Annotated in this window: 15 protein-coding genes; 13 read left to right on the forward strand and 2 right to left on the reverse strand. The window is 45.1% G+C overall.

What is annotated here, in order from left to right; genetic code table 11:
- Positions 1-14 precede the first annotated feature (14 nt).
- The 9 genes from KNQ03_RS12430 to KNQ03_RS12470 all read left to right on the forward strand — a co-directional run bounded on the left by KNQ03_RS12430 (position 15) and on the right by KNQ03_RS12470 (position 11,523).
- Positions 15-374: a rhodanese-like domain-containing protein gene (locus tag KNQ03_RS12430; RefSeq protein ID WP_035399072.1), complete on the forward strand. Its 360-nt coding sequence runs from the start codon at positions 15-17 to the stop codon at positions 372-374.
- Positions 375-399: 25 nt separating this feature from the next.
- A complete protein-coding gene (locus tag KNQ03_RS12435; protein ID WP_023466941.1) occupies positions 400-696 on the forward strand; it encodes a rhodanese-like domain-containing protein in 297 nt (98 codons plus the stop codon).
- Between the two features lie 28 nt (positions 697-724).
- Entirely contained in the window at positions 725-1,300 is a 576-nt protein-coding gene (locus tag KNQ03_RS12440; protein ID WP_064300579.1) for a sulfurtransferase TusA family protein, read from the forward strand.
- A 35-nt stretch (positions 1,301-1,335) separates the two neighbouring features.
- A complete protein-coding gene (locus KNQ03_RS12445; protein WP_214724990.1) occupies positions 1,336-2,472 on the forward strand; it encodes an MBL fold metallo-hydrolase in 1,137 nt (378 codons plus the stop codon).
- 43 nt (positions 2,473-2,515) lie between these two features.
- Complete coding sequence (locus tag KNQ03_RS12450) at positions 2,516-2,743, forward strand: sulfurtransferase TusA family protein (protein WP_214724992.1); 228 nt, start codon at positions 2,516-2,518, stop codon at positions 2,741-2,743.
- A gap of 184 nt (positions 2,744-2,927) precedes the next feature.
- A complete protein-coding gene (msrB, locus tag KNQ03_RS12455) occupies positions 2,928-4,028 on the forward strand; it encodes a peptide-methionine (R)-S-oxide reductase MsrB (RefSeq protein ID WP_050678931.1) in 1,101 nt (366 codons plus the stop codon).
- Between the two features lie 144 nt (positions 4,029-4,172).
- A complete protein-coding gene (locus KNQ03_RS12460) occupies positions 4,173-7,070 on the forward strand; it encodes a S8 family peptidase (RefSeq protein WP_214724994.1) in 2,898 nt (965 codons plus the stop codon).
- Between the two features lie 145 nt (positions 7,071-7,215).
- A complete protein-coding gene (locus KNQ03_RS12465; protein ID WP_214724996.1) occupies positions 7,216-9,786 on the forward strand; it encodes a HAMP domain-containing sensor histidine kinase in 2,571 nt (856 codons plus the stop codon).
- Between the two features lie 198 nt (positions 9,787-9,984).
- On the forward strand, positions 9,985-11,523 hold the full coding sequence (locus KNQ03_RS12470) for a GGDEF domain-containing protein (protein ID WP_214724997.1): 1,539 nt from the start codon (positions 9,985-9,987) through the stop codon (positions 11,521-11,523).
- A 78-nt stretch (positions 11,524-11,601) separates the two neighbouring features.
- Here KNQ03_RS12470 and KNQ03_RS12475 read toward each other — a convergent pair whose 3' ends face one another.
- Entirely contained in the window at positions 11,602-12,240 is a 639-nt protein-coding gene (locus tag KNQ03_RS12475; protein WP_050678935.1) for a FusB/FusC family EF-G-binding protein, read from the reverse strand.
- Positions 12,241-12,389: 149 nt separating this feature from the next.
- On the opposite strand from KNQ03_RS12475, the gene KNQ03_RS12480 reads away from it, so the two are divergent.
- The 3 genes from KNQ03_RS12480 to KNQ03_RS12490 all read left to right on the forward strand — a co-directional run bounded on the left by KNQ03_RS12480 (position 12,390) and on the right by KNQ03_RS12490 (position 14,089).
- Positions 12,390-13,097 (forward strand): hypothetical protein, encoded by a 708-nt coding sequence (locus KNQ03_RS12480; RefSeq protein ID WP_214724999.1) that lies wholly within the window; start codon positions 12,390-12,392, stop codon positions 13,095-13,097.
- 64 nt (positions 13,098-13,161) lie between these two features.
- The gene (locus KNQ03_RS12485; RefSeq protein WP_050678937.1) at positions 13,162-13,611 is read left to right on the forward strand and encodes a general stress protein; all 450 of its coding nucleotides are present in this window, start codon (positions 13,162-13,164) and stop codon (positions 13,609-13,611) included.
- A gap of 28 nt (positions 13,612-13,639) precedes the next feature.
- Complete coding sequence (locus tag KNQ03_RS12490; RefSeq protein ID WP_023466954.1) at positions 13,640-14,089, forward strand: universal stress protein; 450 nt, start codon at positions 13,640-13,642, stop codon at positions 14,087-14,089.
- Between the two features lie 40 nt (positions 14,090-14,129).
- Here the strand turns inward: KNQ03_RS12490 and KNQ03_RS12495 are convergent, their stop codons facing one another.
- On the reverse strand, positions 14,130-14,327 hold the full coding sequence (locus KNQ03_RS12495) for a hypothetical protein (RefSeq protein WP_023466956.1): 198 nt from the start codon (positions 14,325-14,327) through the stop codon (positions 14,130-14,132).
- 128 nt (positions 14,328-14,455) lie between these two features.
- Between KNQ03_RS12495 and KNQ03_RS12500 the strand changes: the two genes are divergently transcribed.
- The gene (locus KNQ03_RS12500; RefSeq protein ID WP_029343331.1) at positions 14,456-14,899 is read left to right on the forward strand and encodes a MarR family transcriptional regulator; all 444 of its coding nucleotides are present in this window, start codon (positions 14,456-14,458) and stop codon (positions 14,897-14,899) included.

The following is a 14,899-nucleotide window of genomic DNA, read 5'->3' on the forward strand; positions in this document are numbered from 1 at the left end:
AGGAGGAGTGACGCATGGATGTACGATCGATTATCTTGTTGCTCGTCGTCGGCTATCTCGCTTATAAGATATTCGCCCCAACAAAAGGCGTCAAGCAAGTGTCGACCACGGAACTGAAGCCGTTACTAAACGACCGCAAACGATTTTATCTCGATGTTCGAACACCGGCAGAATTCAAAGGCAATCACATCAAAGGATTTAAGAACATTCCGTTACAAACGCTAAACCGTCAACTGAATCAAATCCCGAAAGACAAAGAAGTGCTCGTCATCTGTCAAAGCGGGATGCGAAGCAAACAAGCCATCAAAGTACTAAAAAAAGCCGGTTATTCAAATGTCACGGAAGTCCGTGGCGGAATGAATGCCTGGCGCTAAATCGAATCAAGAGGAGGAATTGAACATGAAACGCATGACAGCAACAGAAGTACAGGAAAAAATCGAACGTGGTGAACAACTGAACGTCATTGATGTCCGGGAAGTCGATGAAGTCAAAGAAGGAATGATTCCGGGAGCGATCCATATTCCACTCGGATTGATTGAATTCAAGATGAACGAACTCGACAAGAAAAAAGAGTATGTCATGGTATGCCGTTCTGGTGCGCGCAGTGGTCGCGCAACGACATATCTCGAAGGACAAGGATATGACGTGACGAACATGGATGGCGGCATGATGTCGTACGAAGGCGAAACGAAATAATACCCCACACCGTAAAGGAGCGAATTGTATGACTAGGATTAAATCAGATATCGTATTGGACGCCAAAGGTCTCGCTTGTCCAATGCCAATCGTTCGGACGAAAAAAACGATCAAGACGTTAGAACCGGGACAAGTCATCGAAGTCCAGGCGACGGATAAAGGATCAACTGCAGATCTCCGTGCCTGGGCAAACAGCACCGGCAATCATTATTTAGGCACGATTGAAGAAGGCGAAGTGCTCCGTCATTACGTTCGGAAATCAACAGGTGATGTCACGGAACCAGCAGCATTCGCTCAAACCGTCGACAACGCAACAGTCGAAGCAGCACGCCAAGACGACTCGATCACGGTGCTTGATGTTCGTGAACAAGCAGAATATGCCTTCGCCCATGTACCGGGAGCCATCAATATTCCGTTAGGCGAACTGGAGACACGCCATGCAGAACTGGATTCAAATCAGACGATTTATGTCATCTGCCGGACAGGTAGCCGAAGTGACATGGCATGCCGACAGCTCAGTGACAAGGGGTATACGGTCCACAATGTCGTACCGGGTATGCAGGAATGGGCGTCTGAGACGACGACACTCGTTTCAGCGAAATAATACAACAGCGTAAAGTAGAGGAGGAACGAATAGATATGGCACAAGCAATGACAGCCGCACAAGTTACAAAAAAAATCATTGGACGTGAGTCTCTGTTCATCTTAGATGTCCGGAATGAGGATGCGTTTCAAGATTGGAAAATCGAAGGAGAGAACTTCAAGTACCTCAACATTCCGTATTTTGAATTGTTGGATGGTGTCGAGGAGATTCTCGATCAGCTTCCGACGGATCAGGATGTTCTCGTCGTTTGCGCAAAAGAAGGTTCATCGATTTTCGTCGCCGATATGCTAGAAGAAGCAGGACGAGACGTATCGTATCTGTCAGGCGGTATGAAAGCATGGAGTGAACATCTAGAACCGATTTCACTCGGAACGCTGAACGAAACAGGAACTGATCAAGGCGAAGTCGTGCAGTTCGTTCGAATCGGTAAAGGGTGTCTCTCGTATATGGTCATCTCAGAAGGAGAGGCCGTACTCATCGACGCGACACGAATGACGGATGTGTATTTGGATTATGCTGCATCACGCAACGTCACAATTAAGCATGTGTTTGATACACATCTTCACGCGGATCATATTTCTGGAGGACGCGATATCGCCGAAAAAACAGGCGCGACATACTGGTTGCCGCCAAAAGATGCGACGGATGTCACATTCGATTATGCACCACTTGAAGACGGTAGTACGGTTCAAGTGGGGGATACAGCGATTGAAGTACACGCTCTTTATTCCCCGGGACATACGATTGGATCGACTTCATTCATCGTCGATCAGCGTTATTTATTGACGGGTGATATCTTGTTCATCGACTCGATTGGTCGTCCGGATTTAGCCGGTCTTGCGGAAGACTGGGTCGGTGACTTACGCGATTCGCTCTACAACACGTATCGTGATCTTTCACCAGAACTCATCGTCTTACCGGCACATTTCATGATCATTGAAGAATTGAACACGGATGGTAGTGTAGCGGAAAAATTAAGCATCTTGCTTGCGAACAATCATGGTCTCAACATCGACGATGAAGCAACATTCCGGAAAATGGTCACAGAGAACCTGCCGCCACAACCGAACGCGTATCAAGATATCCGTGAAACGAACATGGGGAAACAGACACCCGATCTTGAAACACAACGGGAAATGGAAGTCGGACCGAACCGCTGTGCGGTACGTTAAACCGAATCATAACGAACATCAAATCATTCAGGAGGAATACAACATGAAATCAGAACTCGTACTCGACGCAAAAGGACTTGCTTGTCCGATGCCAATCGTAAAAACAAAAAAAGCCATCGCTGGACTCGAATCAGGTCAAATCCTTGAAGTCCATACAACGGATAAAGGGGCAAAAAACGATCTTCAGGCGTGGGCGACATCAGGTGGTCATGAACTCGTCAAACATGAAGAAGAAGCAAGCGTCCTAAAATTCTGGATTCAAAAAGGTTAATTTCGAAAAGAGCCGATATGAGGCTCTTTTTTTTGTGGAGAAACACACAAGAACTCTACATAGTATTGAATGTGCTTCTTTTGAGCACATGCTACGACAAGACGGCAGTAGCGCGGTACAGTTAAATAAAAGAACATCCAATAGACGTCACGCGACGTAAGCTAAATAAAGGAGGCGAAGGGAGATGAAGAAACGAATGTGGACGATTGTATCAGTCATCGGTCTCATCGTCATCATGGTCGGGGGATACTTCGTGTTCCAGCAACAGCAGGCAAAATCAAGCGGCAGTAAGGAATTGAGTTATCAACCGGAAGAGACGGCGATTTTAGCCGGCGGGTGCTTCTGGTGTATGGAGCCCCCGTTCGAAGAGTTAAAAGGGGTCAAGTCCGTCATTTCTGGTTACACCGGCGGCGATGTTGAAAACCCGACGTATAATCAAGTATCAGCTGAGACGACAGGTCATCGGGAAGCGGTATTGATCACGTTTGATCCGAACGTCATCTCATATAAACAATTACTAGATGTCTACTGGCGTCAAATTGATCCGACGGATGAAGATGGTCAATTCGTCGACCGTGGTGAGTCTTATACGACGGCGATTTTCTATACGAATGAGAAACAAAAAGAAATCGCAGCGCAATCGAAACAAGAGTTAGAGAAACAACAAGTCTTCGATGATAAAATCGTCACACCGTTGATTGCGGCAGGTCCTTTTTATGAAGCGGAAGCATACCATCAGGATTACTATTTGAAGAGTGAGAAGAAATATAAGTTTTACCGGGCAGCTTCTGGACGCGACGACTTCATCAATCGCTACTGGAACGATCAGCCAAAGCTCGATCTTCCAACGTATCCAAAATTATCAGATGCAGAAATCAAAAAGAAATTAACCGCCATCCAGTACAAAGTGACTCAAGAAGACGGAACGGAACCGGCGTTTGATAATCCGTATCACGATTTGAAAGCAGACGGTATCTATGTCGATCTGATTTCTGGCGAACCATTGTTTTCATCAAACGATAAATATGATTCGAAGACAGGATGGCCGAGTTTCACGAAACCACTCGAGCCAGGTAATATCATTGAGAAAAGTGATTTTTCAATCGGCATGAAGCGGATGGAAGTCCGGAGTCGTCACGGAAATGCGCATCTGGGACACGTCTTCTCGGATGGTCCAGAGCCAACAGGACTTCGGTATTGTATGAACTCGGCTGCCTTACGTTTCATTCCAAAAGAGGAATTGAAACAAGAGGGATACGGTGAATATGTAGCAGATTTTAAATAATCATTAAAAGGCATCCGATGCTCATATGCATGGGATGCCTTTCCTTTCAAAATTGTAAGATACATCCATAAAATAAATATCCATTTTATCCAGTTACTGTTTATAATCAAGATAAAGTACATCCATCTTGAAGGAGGAACAGGCGTGAAGAAACTGGTGATTTGGGTCATGCTGAGCTGTCTGATTTTGACACTCGGAGTAGGACCTACGACAGCAAAGGCGGAAACAGCCCTTGCTAAAGCAACGCTCTTGAAAGTAGGACAAGAAACGACGCTTGAAACAGGAACGGAAGAAAAAAATACATATTGGTACCGCGTCAACCATGAAGCGGGTGTAGAAAAGACCGCGTCACACTTCGAACTATCGATTGATACGGATCAACCTGTTCAAGTAACGGCGTATCCGAGTGAAGCGATGGCTGCGGAAGACGATACGTTTGATCGTTACCGGACAGAGGCGGAGCCAGATGAAAAAAACCTTACAAAATTAGCCGTTCCATATGCATGGGATGGACCGTATTATGTCAAAGTCGAATATTACCCGAACATCGAAGAAGGTAAGACGACGAAAGCCGCTCATGTCAAGTTGACGTATAACAATGTCAAATTACCTGTCGAGTATGAGCCAATCAATGACATCAGCTGTATGGCGGAAGAAGCACTCAAACAAACAAAAGAAGAAAAGCCGATGCTCGCACTCATGCACTCGATCCAAAAGCAAGTATTGAGCCAATCGGATGCAGGACGTGCTTTGACATCGCTTTACTACAAAGCGTCACCTTACGTCGTCAAAACGCTTTTATTCAATAAAGAAAAGCGTCAACAAGCATATGAAGATTTAAAAACATTGAAGCCGGCGATGGAATCACTCGTACGTGGAACATCGTACACGTTGACGAAAGCCGATCAACAAGCTGTCGATCGTCTCTACAAATTATCACGTGAAGCATCACCTGCTGTGATTGCGGAAGAGATTGATGGATATGCCAACAAAATGGATGTCTCTAAATTAAGTGGAAGCAAATTGAACGAAACATTCCAGTCACTGGGAATGAACATTCAATCAAAAGAAGCAACACGTTATATCGTTAAATTAAAGCCAGGTAAAATGAACCGTTCGATGAAGATTGCGGGTGTTCAGGCAACGGATGTGGAACGTTTATCCCTTGGTAATGCGGGAGACTTCGTCATCGTGACGGAAGACCCAACTGTCAAAGGTCAATCGGCAACCGCATTAAAACAATCGCTCAACCGTTCGTCAGCTGTTGAGTACGTCGAGAAAATTCAGACGTATCGCGCAACGAAGGACATCAACTTCGATTATCAATGGGCTGTCAACAAAAAGACCGTCTTTGAGCAATTCGATAACGTTGGGATCGGGTTTGAAGCGTTCCAACAACGTTTCGGTTCGAAGAAGTTAGCGCCTGTTAAGATTGCAGTCATCGATACAGGTGTCGATTATCGCTTGAAGGACTTACAAGGAAAAGTTGATATCGCAAATGAAAAGAACTATGTTTCCGTCAACGGTGACGGGGATGCGATTGATGATAACGGTCACGGAACACACGTAGCGGGCGTCATCGCAGCAACGATGAACAACGATTACGGGATCCAAGGAATTCATCAATCGGCACAAATTTTGCCGGTTAAAGTCTTGAATGCAAATGGCGAAGGCGAAACAGACGCGATTGCACTCGGGATTAAATATGCAGTCGATCATGGCGCAAAAGTCATCAACATGAGTCTTGGTGGCGGTGAGAGCCGGACGATGGCGTATATGATGGAATATGCAGCTAAAAAAGGTGTAACAGTTGTTGCCGCTTCAGGAAACGACTATGACATGATGGTCGGTTACCCAGCGAACTCGGAATATGCGATTTCTGTCGGAGCGACGAATCCGCTCGGAATGGTTGCTGATTATTCGAACTATGGTATCGGACTTGACGTCGTGGCACCAGGATCAAAAGTCGCTAGTTTAATTCCAGACGGTAACACGGTGTATATGGATGGAACAAGTATGGCTTCGCCACACGTTGCAGCAGTAGCAGGTATCTTGAAGTCACTGAACCCGAAACTGACACCAACACAAATCGAACAGATCTTGCGTAAGAGTGCAGAGCCACTTGCGTTTGAAAATCCAAACGACTGGTTCGACTTTGAAGAAGATGAAGATGGGGAGAAGATGGAACCTGAATTCCCAGCTTACGTCAGCCCAGTCTCTGGATACGGAAAAGTCAGTATTCCCCGCGCGATCTCTCAGTTGAATTTGAACGGGAATGTCAATGACGTCTATGATAACCAATTGTTTGTCTCTGGAACAGTCAAGACAGGAACGAAAGTTGAAGTGTGGGCAGCACTCGTAACGAAAGATAAGAATGGTAAAGAAACGACGACGAATAAAAAGCTAGCTACAACAACGGCTCAAGCAGGAAAATACAGCGTCAAGATTCCGCGTCAAAACCAAAAGACGGTCTTGACGGTTCGCTATGCGAATGGACTAGACGTCACGTCGGAACGGACAGAAGTCCTTCCTGGAAAAGCACCAAAAGCACCGAAGGTCAAACCGGTTCTTGCTGGTGCGACAAAAATGACAGGTACAGCTCTCGCTGGCGGTACGATTACAGTCAAAGATGCGAAACAAAAGAAAGTCGCCACAGCAAAAGTTGATGCAAAAGGTCATTTCAGTGCGAAATTACCAAAACAAGTCGGTGGTTCAAGCTTGATCGTTACAGTGACGGATATTGCCAAACGCACAAGTAAACCAACGATCGTAAAAGTCCTACCAGCACCAACAGCACCCAAAGTGAAATCAGTCTATGCCGGACAAACGAAAGTAACCGGGACAGCTGAAAAGAAATTGAGTGTTTATGTAAAAGATGCGAAGAAAAAAGTCATCGGAAAAGGAACAGTTTCTGCAAAAGGCAACTATTCTGTGAAAATTCCGAAGCAAAAAGCAAAAGCGAAGCTTTCCGTCTACGTTAAGAATACGCGTGGTCAAGTGAGCCCTGTGACTTCTGTGACAGTGAAGAAAGCAAAAAAATAAGCGGATAAAAAGACCTTTTTTCGGGTACATTCCGAGAAAAGGTCTTTTTTTGTATATCCTAGCTGTTGCTTCGAAAGCGTTTCTATTATATTTAAAGAAACAAATGAAAAAGCATCATTCGATGAATGATGAGGAGGATACATTCATGGTGAATTGGATTCGGCGACGAATCGGTCGGCAACTGCTGACTGTTTTTTATGCGGTACTGATCGTAGTATCGATTACTTCGTTCTTTGTCTATGACTATATGGAAGGACGAATCGAAACATCAAAACAGAATCTCGAGACGATCAGTGAACAAAATCGCCGGGCCAATGATTTGTGGGACAATTGGCAAACGGTCCAGTTTGGATTGCGAGGATTCGTCATTTTTGGTAACCAAGAACGGTTTGATGAGATTCAGGCGCTCCGAACAGATATCAAAAGTGAGACGGATTGGTTCATGCGAAACGCAAAAACGGATGAAGAAGAAGAATTCGCAGCGCAAATGACGAATTTATATGAGTTATACTATGATGCCTTGTTCCCGTTGACCCAGTCTTACGTCAATGAAAAAAAGGCGAATCGGATCAATGAGGACTTCTTACAGGGGGACAGTCTGTTTTCTTTGCCGATTGCCGAGCGTCTTGTTGATCAAGGGCGATTAAAGCCAACTGCCGATGGTTCGATTGATATTACGCCAGATATTGAAAAAGCATCTGCAGCACTTGAGGAATACCGGACGAATCTCAGCAAACAACAAGAAACGGCTGTCGGTGAACTTCGGAGTGAGGTCGCAAAATCACAATGGATTTGGATCTCCAGTATTGTTGTGCTCATCGCCTTCATTCTTTTATTCGTGCACCCGTTCCTTCGCCGGATGACACGACAATTACTACGCTTAATCGATGATAATCAGAAGCTCGCTCGGAAAGAACCGATTAAGATTGATAAAGCTGCCGAGCAGCGACCAGACGAAATCGGATTGTTGCGCGCAGCCTTTAATCGGATGGTCGTGACGACAAATGCCCATACGGATGCGATGCAAGGCAAAAACGAAGAGTTGCAGGCGCAAAGTGAAGAGTTGCTCGCGCAACAAGAAGAACTGCAAGCGCAACAAGAAGAACTCGAAGAAGCGTATCAAACAACGAAAAAGAATGAGGAAAAGCTCCGATTGCGTAGCGAATTGACCGAGGCGCTTGCTGTTCGTGAAACCGTCGAATCGTACCCGGCAATCGTTCAAAAGATGATCGATATCACCTCTTCGGAGTACGGTGCCCTATTGCTCTATGAAGAAGGACAGTTCATGGGTGCGACGACGAATGGGATGACGATGGATTATTTAAAAGTTCTTTTGAAAGATGAGATGTCCGTCATCAATCGATCGGTTCGGGAGATGAAATTCGTCCAATCGGAAAAACGGGTGACGCGTCAAAAAGACTATCCATATTCATTTAGCACGTATGAAGTGACGATTCCTATCGAAGATCCAGAAACGCATGAATTGATTGCAGCCATCTATCTGGTTCGTTATAAATCTGCCTATAAAGGACAGCAGTTAACGGATATTCGCGAGTTCGCGCAACAGATGACGTTATCGCTCCTACGAACGCGTTCTTACGAAGGGATGCGTCAAGAAAAAGAAAAGACCGAGCAAGTGTTGGACTCAATCCGAGAAGCAATCATTTATCTTGAGGATGGAAATGGAGAATTATACGTCAACCGTCCGTTGTTTGAGTTAATTCCAGAACTACAATCGGAATTTACGGTAGATCGAACGTTACCGTCGAGTGAGTACGTCATCAATGTAATGCGTCAGTTGGTGGATGACGTCGAAGCCTTTAATACGTATCTAGATTTGATTCGTTCCGGTGAGATTTCACCGGACAAGGTCCGATTTGATATTCGAAACAACACCGCTCATCTCGAAGTCTACGCGGAACGTATTGATGTTGTCGGAGGATGGAAGGGAATCATCCTCGTCTTACGGGATATTACCCGGGAAACAGAAGCCGATCGTCTCAAAACAGAACTCGTCTCGACCGTATCGCATGAGTTACGAACACCACTCTCATCTATTTATGGTTTTACAGAGTTGATGCTGAATCGAAAGATCGATGACTCAAAACAGCAGAAATATCTAGCGACGATCCATAATGAGACGGAACGGTTATCGAACCTCGTCACGGACTTCTTAGACGTTCAGCGAATGCAGTCGGGTGGACAGTTGTACCAAATGGCACATCTCGATTTGTTTACCCTAACTGAACAAGTGATGTCCTTGTATGACGCTTCAAGTGAACAGCACGATCTCCATTTGCAGTTGCTCAGCCCGGATCGTCCATTCATTTTAGGAGATGAAGACCGGATTAAACAATTAATGAGTAACTTGATCAACAATGCGATCAAGTATTCTCCAGATGGTGGGCGCATAGATGTCTGGATTGATACGAAAGACGATCAAGCCATCATTGAAGTGAAGGATGAAGGAATCGGGATTCCGCATCATGCCTTTGCTCACTTGTTTGATAAATTCTATCGTGTCGATAACTCGGATACACGTCGAATCGGTGGAACGGGACTCGGTTTATCGATTTGTAAGGAAATCGTCAAAGAACACGAAGGCATCATCCATGTCGAATCTGAAGTTGGCAAAGGTAGTCGATTCATCATCGTGTTACCGCTCAGTCTAAGTGAATCCATTGAGTCGACAGAAAAGAATCGACGTTCTAGTTAAAGAAAACGTGATACGTTCCAGTTAAACCGTGTTCAGACCGCTTAGGTGTGAACACGGTTTTTGGTTGTTTTTAAAATGAGTAATCATGCGAAAAAAAGATTTTAATAAAATAAAAAAAGAGTGAATAAACAGCAATCCTGAACCGATATACCTATAGGACAAACGAACTATGGTTAAAAAAGGAAAGGGGGAATCGTCATGTATCAGAGATGGTTGGGAGTCGTTATGGGCTGGTTGCTGTTTCATATCGGCTGGGTGACGTATGTAGGCACGGATACGGTAATCGGACAAGTCGTCAACAGTCTGTTCACGATCGGTGGCGTAACCATCTCCCTCTATTTGATTTGGCGGGCACAACGACGCCATACAAGACGCCCTTTTACTTACCGCTTATTTCTTCTATTATTATTCGCTAATGCGATGCTTGGTATAGGCGAATGTGGACAACTTCTATACTTTCTCCGAGAATGGACGCGAACAGAACCGTTTGATTGGATCGACTTGATCTTCAGTCTTCAAATCTTGATCTATATCATTGCTTTCGGTTATTTCCTACGTAATCGACGACAAGAAGTCAATTTACGGGTCTTTTTGTTCGATGAGTTCATCATTTTAGTCGTTGCTGGATCGCTCTCGTGGCACTACTTAGTGACACCCTATTTAGAAGCAAATGCCTTGCTGACGATCGAAACGCTTTTATGGCTTCGTTATCCGATCGGTGATTTATTGTTGCTCGGCGGAATGATTGTCTTATTCTTTGGTTTGATGAAACGTGGTAATGGCGGATCGTTATTATTGATTCTACTCGCATTTCATTTTCAATTACTTGCCGACCTCCTATACGTCGTCCTAGAACGATTTGATTATCCATTTCCTTCGAGTTGGCTCGATCCGTTATGGTTAGCGACTGTCATGATCGTCGGGCTTGCCGCATATCGCTTTGACGCTGAAGAAGCGCTCGTTCCTCTTGACGTCACACGGAGATGGATCGATGTCTTACGTTTAATTACACCTTACTTATTCTTATTGATTCTATTCGTGACGATGGCACGGCAAACGATTAGTTGGAACGGTTTGACGATTGGTCTGATGATTGCCATACCGTTGTTGATTTCCCGTCAAATCCGGATTGTCGTTGACAATCAACGGTTGCGCGAAAATCTCGAAGCGAAGGTGGAAGAGCGAACGGAAGCATTAGCAACTGCCATGGAGGAGATGCGGCACATGGCATACCACGATGCCTTAACAGGGTTACCGAATCGGTATCTGTTTGCGCGACTGTTCCAAGATGCCTTGTACCGGGCGGAAGCGAGTGAAGGACAAGTCGGATTATTCTTTATCGATATCGATCACTTCAAAGAGATTAACGATACGTACGGTCATCGCGTCGGAGATCAACTCATCGTCGATGTCACGACACGCTTACAAAAGAAATTACCGCCCAATACAGTCATTTCAAGACAAGGCGGAGATGAGTTCGTCGTCTTATTGTTTGACGTTGAACAAGAAGCAGAAGTGGTGCAGTGTGGAGAACATCTCGTTTCCTTGTTCCAACAGCCGTTTCACCATGGCATCATTCCACTTCCCGTAACGGCAAGCATTGGTGGAGCGATCTATCCTGCGCATGCAGCCTCTCGATCAGACTTGATCGAGCAAGCAGACCTAGCGATGTATGAGGCAAAACGTCGCGGGAAGAATCAATTTTGCTTACATGATCCAGCGATAACGAACACCTGAACGCCGTCACATGCAAAAACACGCTCGTATGCTGAACCTCATCGGATCAGTCGTACGAACGTGTTTTTTTGATACCTATCATTTCTTTTGCGTGCGTGCTAAGAATGTTTCAATGACTTCTGGATTCGTCACAGCTTGATTACATGCATCGCTGTCGATGCACATATGATGACCAATCGTCTGATGCTGTTCAGCTGAACGACGTGTCGTTGCGGTTACGAGCGTGATGTCACTATACGTATGGCAAATCGCACAGATCCCTTTTTGGATCGATGGCAGATAGGTTCCCTCGACGCCGATCCATTGACCGTCCAAAGGATAGACGAAGTATTTTTTTCGATTCCCGGTATCGTTCCAGCTTAAAAACGTCGTGTGAGCCCATTCAAAGGAGTGAAGTGGCGGAACATGTAACTTTTTCGTTTTTTTGAAGAGCTGACGGATGCGTGATTCAGAAATGCTCGGAAACGGTTGGACGAATGGTTCGACGTGTGCTAAATATGCGAGGAGATCCTGTTCAGATTCGGCGTCACGAATGTTCGTCAACAGCGCTTCCTGTTCCGGTGTAAGTACGGGCAATAGATCAAATATCTTTTCAGCGGCACTGTACCGGACAGCATCACGAACATCCGGATCATGAACGGCAGCGAATTGATGTTGCAACAGGTCAACTTGATTCCGAATGAAATTGTATTGAAACGGCATTAAGAACGCGTTCATTCTCGTTCCTCCTTTTCTTTTCATCGTACCGGAATTTGGTAAGAGAACAAAGCGACATTTTTGTTTTTCTGCCTTCTGCAACGGGAATTGAATAACAGAATGAACGAGGAGGTGAAGGAGGTGTGCAATTTTTAACGTTTTTACGCCTCATGAATATAGGAGCATTCCTCTTTGCATTACTAGCGCGCGTCGTTTGGTCAAATCCGGTCACCATTCCTGAGTTACCTCTTGTTCCAGCACCTTTTTATGATGCGATTACAGGTGTCGTGTTTACGACGTTGTTAATTTGGTGTATTCGACCGGTCCGGGCTTTTCCAGCGGATCGAGAACTGATTGAAGACATCGGGGGATGGCTCGCGTTATCGCTCCTGACACTTGGCGTTAGTAGTATGACCGGACCACCGTGGGAACTCGTCTGGACTACGATTTCATTCATCAGTCTTTGTTTAGTCTATATGAAAATTCAGTATCATCCTCGGCGCTCGCCTTGGATGCGCTCCCCATTTTCAGTATTACTTGCCTGGATGAGTACGATGCTGTTGATTTTACCATTTCGGATCTTATCGGATTTTCAGTTCACTTCGCTATTCGGTCTTTCCGAACAGCAATGGAGTACGATTGCACTCATCGTAGCGATTATCGGAGGACTATTGTTTGTCGTCATTCATTCCGATTGGGTATTCGGTCTCGCGCTCGTCTGGTATTTGATTGGATTGTACTTTAACGATCGCCTCTTTCTTCTGCAACAAATCGTAACAGGGGTCGGAATCATATGTGTTTTACTCTTGTGCTATTACGTCTTCTATAAACGGCAACGTCTTTTTCGACAGCAATCGCCGAAGTCTTCTTCGTCCTAGTCATGTTTTAGATGAATTTGGGGTATATCTCATATAGTTGCTATAAAAGGGGGAGACGTGTGTCATGGGAAAAAAACAATGGATTGGTGTCTATCAAAATGAGACGGATTTGATTCGAAAAATTGAGGATCTACACTTTGCTGGTTATCTAGAAGAAGATTTGTATGTCGTGTTGCAAGACAAAACCGATATGGCGATGTTACGCGGGCAATCAGCAGCGCAACTCGTCTCTGGAAAACGGACGCTATTTGAGCGATTTACAGGCAAACCGGCTTCGGCTGAGGAAATTCAAACCGCCTTCACGGAACTCGGATTACCGGAGTCGGATATTCGTCAACATGTCTTACGTGTCCAGCAAGGTGAGTATGTCCTGTTAGCAGACGAAGCAGGTGCAGCACGTCCTGCACCGGAACCAAAAAGTATTTTGGAGACAGAACCAGAAGGGATCGAGGCAGAACGAAAACTCGATCACGAAAACCGCGCCCTCGAAAATGAAAATGACCGGATGCTGTAAGAGAGTCGTGCAGAAAGGATGATGCTTGATGGAGAGCCAGTATCATACGATTTTAGTGGCAGTCGATGGATCAAAGACGGCAGATCTTGCCTTTGAAAAGGCAGTGAAATTCGCCAAACTCGATCATGCCAAACTCGTCATCGCCCATGTCATCGATATTCAGACATTTGCTAATGTACGTGCCAATAAGCGTTTCATTGATCAAAACGTCACGGAATATGCACAAGGACTGCTCGATCGTTACGAGAAGCGGGCACGAGAAGCAGGCGTCGAGACAGTTGAACTGGTCATCGAAAATGGCTCTCCAAAAACATTGATTCCGAAGGTCATCGCACCACGTGTCGGTGCTGGGTTGATCGTCTGTGGGGCGGTCGGGATGAATGCGATGGAACGCATCATGATCGGGAGTGTCTCTGAAAACATCTCCCGTTATGCAAAATGCGATATCTATATCGTCCGTCCGAAAACCTTGAAGTGACATAAAACAGCACACATCGGTTGATGTGTGCTGTTTTATGTCATGTTAAAAAATAATAGAAGATGCCTAATAAAATCAAAATGATCGGAAGAAAAATGAAATACATCCAAGACATGTTTTTGGCCGAAGTTTTGTGGTCATACTTTTCTTCTGCTGGTTGCTTGGCAATCCGTAACGTAAAGACAAGACCTACGAGACAGATGACTAACGCAATCCAAAACAAAGTCAACATAAGCATGCTCCTCTCTTCCTTTATCATACAGAAATTGGTCATGTTCTGCATCGGTAAGTTGTGACAGTTTAGAGTTGACAGACTTCTAGTTGAGGGGCTAAACTAACTTCATAAGTTTAGGGGGTAAACTAAAAATGAAAGACAATTTACGTGAAGCAGTCCTCCTGTTTGAAGAAGTCATGATCCACGGAACAGAACGCGTGTTGAAGTCGGTCGAAGCACCCGTTTGGCAAATGTATTCACCGGAACAACTTCATGTGTTGAAGCTCGTCGGAAAATATGGACCGATTTCGTCTGGGCGTCTCGCGGCAGTGCAGGGTGTTCACAAAAGTGCCATCTCGAATCGGCTGAAAAAGTTGACGGAAAAAGGTCTCGTCATCGTCGAACGACGAGAAGACGACCACCGGACGAAGTATATCTCACTGACGGAATCAGGTCGGTTAGTGGCAACTGAAGCGGAGCAAGAAATCTATACGTATCTTGAAAATTTGATTGAAGGAAAGGTCGAGGAAGAAGAAATCATCCAGTTCATCGAAACCTTTAAGAAGATCAAAGAGATTTTGCAGTTGAACGACTAA

This window comes from Exiguobacterium sp. s143, assembly GCF_018618895.1.
Classification (GTDB): Bacteria; Bacillota; Bacilli; order Exiguobacteriales; family Exiguobacteriaceae; genus Exiguobacterium_A; species Exiguobacterium_A abrahamii.

Bases quoted from the DNA above. Each gene is read 5' to 3' on its own strand.
- KNQ03_RS12465 (WP_214724996.1), top strand. From the start codon at position 7,216: ATGGTGAATTGGATTCGGCGACGAATCGGTCGGCAACTGCTGACTGTT.
- KNQ03_RS12430 (WP_035399072.1), top strand. From the start codon at position 15: ATGGATGTACGATCGATTATCTTGTTGCTCGTCGTCGGCTATCTCGCT.
- KNQ03_RS12480 (WP_214724999.1), top strand. From the start codon at position 12,390: ATGAATATAGGAGCATTCCTCTTTGCATTACTAGCGCGCGTCGTTTGG.
- KNQ03_RS12470 (WP_214724997.1), top strand. From the start codon at position 9,985: ATGTATCAGAGATGGTTGGGAGTCGTTATGGGCTGGTTGCTGTTTCAT.
- KNQ03_RS12435 (WP_023466941.1), top strand. From the start codon at position 400: ATGAAACGCATGACAGCAACAGAAGTACAGGAAAAAATCGAACGTGGT.
- KNQ03_RS12440 (WP_064300579.1), top strand. From the start codon at position 725: ATGACTAGGATTAAATCAGATATCGTATTGGACGCCAAAGGTCTCGCT.
- KNQ03_RS12490 (WP_023466954.1), top strand. From the start codon at position 13,640: ATGGAGAGCCAGTATCATACGATTTTAGTGGCAGTCGATGGATCAAAG.
- KNQ03_RS12500 (WP_029343331.1), top strand. From the start codon at position 14,456: ATGAAAGACAATTTACGTGAAGCAGTCCTCCTGTTTGAAGAAGTCATG.
- KNQ03_RS12485 (WP_050678937.1), top strand. From the start codon at position 13,162: ATGGGAAAAAAACAATGGATTGGTGTCTATCAAAATGAGACGGATTTG.
- KNQ03_RS12445 (WP_214724990.1), top strand. From the start codon at position 1,336: ATGGCACAAGCAATGACAGCCGCACAAGTTACAAAAAAAATCATTGGA.
- msrB (WP_050678931.1), top strand. From the start codon at position 2,928: ATGAAGAAACGAATGTGGACGATTGTATCAGTCATCGGTCTCATCGTC.
- KNQ03_RS12495 (WP_023466956.1), bottom strand. From the start codon at position 14,327: ATGCTTATGTTGACTTTGTTTTGGATTGCGTTAGTCATCTGTCTCGTA.
- KNQ03_RS12475 (WP_050678935.1), bottom strand. From the start codon at position 12,240: ATGAACGCGTTCTTAATGCCGTTTCAATACAATTTCATTCGGAATCAA.
- KNQ03_RS12450 (WP_214724992.1), top strand. From the start codon at position 2,516: ATGAAATCAGAACTCGTACTCGACGCAAAAGGACTTGCTTGTCCGATG.